Raw genomic sequence first — 4312 nt, forward strand, 5'->3', positions numbered from 1 at the left:
ACCACGGGCCATCGTGGTGATGGCCGTGGCTGTTGCACCGGACACGAATCGGGCCGGGACAGCCGTGCCTCTCTCCTTGCACGGCCGACGCGGGAGGGAGGGCGGCCCATGTCGCGTGTCCGGTCTCTCTCTTGCCCCTGGATCTGCGGGCCAAGGGCCCGCGTTTCCAATGCAGCGGACCAACGGTCCGCTCTACCACGGCGGGCCGGAGCCCGCCCTGCGGCTCCCCAGCCGCAAAGACGGATGCGATGGCGGCGGGTGGGAGGGGTTACCCACCGCCATCGCAGCCGGTCAGCTGGCGTAGTACAGCTGGTATTCCAGCGGGTGGGTCGCCGCGCGGAACTTGGTCACTTCCTGCATCTTCAGCGCGATGTAACCGTCGATGAAGTCATCGCTCATCACGCCACCGGCCTTGAGGAACTCGCGGTCCTTGTCCAGCGCTTCCAGCGCCTGGTCCAGCGAGGAGCAGACCTGCGGGATCAGCTTCTCTTCTTCCGGCGGCAGGTCGTACAGATCCTTGTCGCTCGGTGCGCCCGGGTCGATCTGGTTCTTGAYGCCGTCCAGGCCGGCCATCATCAGCGCGGYGAASRYCAGGTAGCCSGASTKSATCGGATCGGGGAAGCGCAYTTCRATGCGGCGSSCCTTCGGGTTGGACACCCACGGAATGCGGCACGAGGCCGAACGGTTGCGCGCCGAGTAGGCCAGCATCACCGGGGCTTCGAAGCCCGGCACCAGGCGCTTGTAGCTGTTGGTGCCCGAGTTGGCGAAGGCGTTGATGGCCTTGGCGTGCTTGAAGATGCCGCCGATGTACCACAGCGCCAGCTGGCTCAGGCCGCCGTAGCCGTCGCCGGAGAACAGGTTGGTGCCGCCCTTGGACAGCGACTGGTGCACGTGCATGCCGCTGCCGTTGTCGCCGACGATCGGCTTGGGCATGAAGGTGACGGTCTTGCCGTTGCGGTGGGCGACGTTCTTGATGACGTACTTCATCCGCAGCAGTTCGTCGGCCTTCTGCACCAGSGTGCTGAACTTGGTGCCGATCTCGCACTGGCCGGCGGTGGCCACTTCGTGGTGCTGCACTTCCACTTCGATGCCGACCTGTTCCAGGGTCTTGCACATCTCCGCACGCAGGTCGTGCAGGGTGTCGGTCGGCGGAACGGGGAAGTAACCGCCCTTCACGCCCGGACGGTAGCCGCTGTTGGCGCCGTCGTACTTGGCGCCGCTGTTCCAGGCGGCTTCTTCCGAATCGACCTTGAAGAAGGTATTGCCCATTTCATTGGCGAAACGGACCGAATCGAAGATGAAGAATTCCGGCTCCGGGCCGAAGAACGCGGTTTCGGCGATGCCCGAGGACTTCAGGTAGGCCTCGGCGCGCTTGGCGATGCCGCGCGGGCAGCGGCCGTACGGCTGCATGGTGGCCGGGTCGAGGATGTCGCAGCTGATCACGATGGTCGGATCGGCATAGAACGGGTCGACGTAGGCGCTGGCGGTATCGGGCAGCAGCACCATGTCCGATTCGTTGATGCCCTTCCAGCCGGCGATCGAGCTGCCATCGAACATCTTGCCTTCTTCGAACAGCGACGGCTCGATGATGCTGACCGGGAAGGTGACGTGCTGCTCGACGCCACGCATGTCGACGAAACGCAGATCGACGAACTCGATCTGGTTGTCCTTGATCAGCTTCTCAACGTTTTCCACGGACATCGGTACGACCTCGGATGGGAATGAATGCCTGCTGAGGTACAGCAACGACCGTGCCAACTTTTCGGCCTTCACAAGTTGTTGATTTCAAAGCGCCTGCCCCAGCGCGGTGCAGACGCACATGCACCAAACGGGTGCGCGGATTGCCGCACGCACCCGTTTGGTGCGGCATGGATCGTCTATTCTCTCGGGCTTCTTCCGCCGCCAGCGCCCGCACCGTCCATGTCCGACCTGCTCTCCGCCCTGCTGCTGGGCATCCTCGAAGGCTTGACCGAATTCCTGCCGATCTCCAGCACCGGCCACCTGCTGATCGCCCAGCACTGGCTGGGCGCGCGATCGGACTTCTTCAACATCATCATCCAGGCCGGTGCGATCCTGGCCGTGGTGCTGGTGTTCCGCCAGCGCCTGCTGCAGCTGGCCACCGGCTTCGGCCAGCGCGAGAACCGCGAGTACGTGTTCAAGCTCGGCGCGGCCTTCCTGGTAACCGCAGTAGTCGGCCTGGTGGTGCGCAAGGCCGGCTGGTCGCTGCCGGAAACCGTCAGCCCGGTGGCCTGGGCGCTGATCATCGGCGGCATCTGGATGCTGCTGGTGGAGGCCTATACCGCGCGCCTGCCCGATCGCGACCAGGTGACCTGGACGGTGGCCATCGGTGTTGGCCTGGCGCAGGTGGTGGCCGGCGTGTTCCCCGGTACCTCGCGCTCGGCCTCGGCGATCTTCCTGGCCATGCTGCTGGGCCTGAGCCGCCGCGCGGCCGCTGCCGAGTTCGTGTTCCTGGTCGGCATTCCCACCATGTTCGCCGCCAGCGCCTACACCTTCCTGGAACTGGCCAAGGAAGGGAACCTGGGCAGCGAGAACTGGACCGACGTTGGCGTGGCCTTCCTTGCCGCAGCCATCACCGGCTTCGTCGTAGTGAAGTGGTTGATGGGCTACATCAAGTCGCATCGCTTCACGGCGTTCGCGATTTACCGCATCGCCCTGGGCGCTGCATTGCTGCTGTGGTTGCCATCCGGCAGCTGAACAGCGCCGGGGCACGGCAACCCCGTTGCCGGCCCCGGTCCGTTTCCCCCTCGGTTCCCCAAGGAGAATCACCATGAACCGCAAGCTCACCCTGCTCCTCCCGCTGGCCCTGCTGGCCGCCTGCAGCCAGACCCCTGCCCCGGCCGGTACCGGCGGTGACGATCTGGCCCCGGCCGCGGCCAAGGCCGGCGACCAGAAGGCGCTGGCACACCTGGATGCGCAGCGCCTGCAGAGCCAGCACTGGCTGCTGCAGCAGGCCACCGCGGCCGATGGCAAGCGCATCGATGCGCTGTTTGCCCGCGCAGACAAGCCGGTCACCCTGGACTTCGTTGATGGCCGCCTGTCGGTCAGCAACACCTGCAACCGCATGGGCGGCGGTTACACCCTGGCCGATGGCAAGCTGAGCGTGAGCGCGATGGCCTCGACCATGATGGCCTGCACCGACAAAGCGCTGATGGCGCTGGACGAAGCCGTCTCCAGCCGTCTGCAGGGCGAACTGAAGGCCGAACAGGATGCCAACGGCGTGCTGACCCTGACCACCGCCAAGGGCGACGTGCTGGTGTTCAACCCGGAACCGACCGCTGAAACGCGCTATGGCGGCGCCGGCGAAACCGTGTTCCTGGAAGTGGCTGCGAAGACCGAGAAGTGCTCGCACCCGCTGATCCCGGATTACCAGTGCCTGCAGGTGCGCGAAGTGAAGTTCGACGACAAGGGCCTGAAGCAGGGCGAGCCGGGCAAGTTCGAGAACTTCTACGGCAACATCGAGGGTTACACCCACGAAGACGGCGTGCGCAACGTGGTGCGTGTGAAGCGCTACGAAGTGAAGAACCCGCCGGCCGATGCGCCGTCGCAGGCGTACGTGCTGGACATGGTGGTCGAGTCGGCCATCGAGAAGAAGTAATGCAGGAGGGCGGYCGCGAGGTCGCCCTTCTTCGTTGTGGGCAGGGCCGGCCTCTGGCCGGCGGCTGCACACAGCTCAGGCGACCTGCGGAACATGCCGGCCAGCGGTCGGCACTACCCACATGCATCAGGGAGATCGGCATGAAACGGACGTACATGCTCACACTGGCCTGGCTGGCCATCGGCATTGGCATTGGCATTGGCATTGGCAGCAGTGCACGCGCCGCCAGCACACCCACCACCGACCAGCTTGAAGCCCATCCGTGGCAGCTCACGCGCGCCACCGACGCGCAGGGCAAGCGTATCGACGCGTTGTTCGTCAGGGGCCGGGCGCCGTACACGCTGCGCTTCCAGCCCGGCTACATGAGCGAGTTGAACCTGTGCAACCAGGCCAGCAGTCATTACCACCTGCAGGACGACCGGCTGATCCTGGAGAGCGGCATCCGGACCACCGCGCTGTGCATCAATCCCAAGGTGGATGCGCAGGAACGGCGAGCCGAAACGCTGTTTCACGGTCGCGATACCGCACCCACCCTCGCGTTGGACGACACCGGTGCGTTGGTCGTGCGCAATGCCAAGGGCGAAGTGCTGGTGTTCAAACCCGCGCCGCTGCCGGCGAAATGAAGAGGGCGGCCACTGGCCGCCCTTCTTCGCTGGTGGGTAGAGCCGGCCGCTGGCCGGCTGCCACGTACAGCGG

General features: G+C 65.4%; 4 protein-coding genes. 3 read left to right on the forward strand and 1 reads right to left on the reverse strand.

Annotated elements, in window-relative coordinates; translation table 11 throughout:
• Nucleotides 1–291: 291 nt before the first annotated feature.
• Nucleotides 292–1701, reverse strand: coding sequence for a type I glutamate--ammonia ligase (glnA, locus tag AC1VAN_RS13220; protein WP_480985955.1), 1410 nt, complete (start codon nucleotides 1699–1701; stop codon nucleotides 292–294).
• A 219-nt stretch (nucleotides 1702–1920) separates the two neighbouring features.
• Between glnA and AC1VAN_RS13225 the strand changes: the two genes are divergently transcribed.
• The 3 genes from AC1VAN_RS13225 (at nucleotide 1921) to AC1VAN_RS13235 (ending at nucleotide 4239) form a co-directional block, all read left to right on the forward strand.
• Nucleotides 1921–2715 (forward strand): undecaprenyl-diphosphate phosphatase, encoded by a 795-nt coding sequence (locus AC1VAN_RS13225; protein ID WP_032978010.1) that lies wholly within the window; start codon nucleotides 1921–1923, stop codon nucleotides 2713–2715.
• 73 nt (nucleotides 2716–2788) lie between these two features.
• A complete protein-coding gene (locus AC1VAN_RS13230) occupies nucleotides 2789–3616 on the forward strand; it encodes an META and DUF4377 domain-containing protein (RefSeq protein WP_282280354.1) in 828 nt (275 codons plus the stop codon).
• A gap of 140 nt (nucleotides 3617–3756) precedes the next feature.
• On the forward strand, nucleotides 3757–4239 hold the full coding sequence (locus AC1VAN_RS13235) for an META domain-containing protein (RefSeq protein ID WP_480985956.1): 483 nt from the start codon (nucleotides 3757–3759) through the stop codon (nucleotides 4237–4239).
• Nucleotides 4240–4312 lie beyond the last annotated feature (73 nt).

It is taken from the genome of Stenotrophomonas sp. 05L44_2 (assembly GCF_056665995.1).

Coding starts and splice junctions, on each gene's coding strand:
- AC1VAN_RS13225 (WP_032978010.1), top strand. CDS start 1,921: ATGTCCGACCTGCTCTCCGCCCTGCTGCTGGGCATCCTCGAAGGCTTG.
- AC1VAN_RS13230 (WP_282280354.1), top strand. CDS start 2,789: ATGAACCGCAAGCTCACCCTGCTCCTCCCGCTGGCCCTGCTGGCCGCC.
- AC1VAN_RS13235 (WP_480985956.1), top strand. CDS start 3,757: ATGAAACGGACGTACATGCTCACACTGGCCTGGCTGGCCATCGGCATT.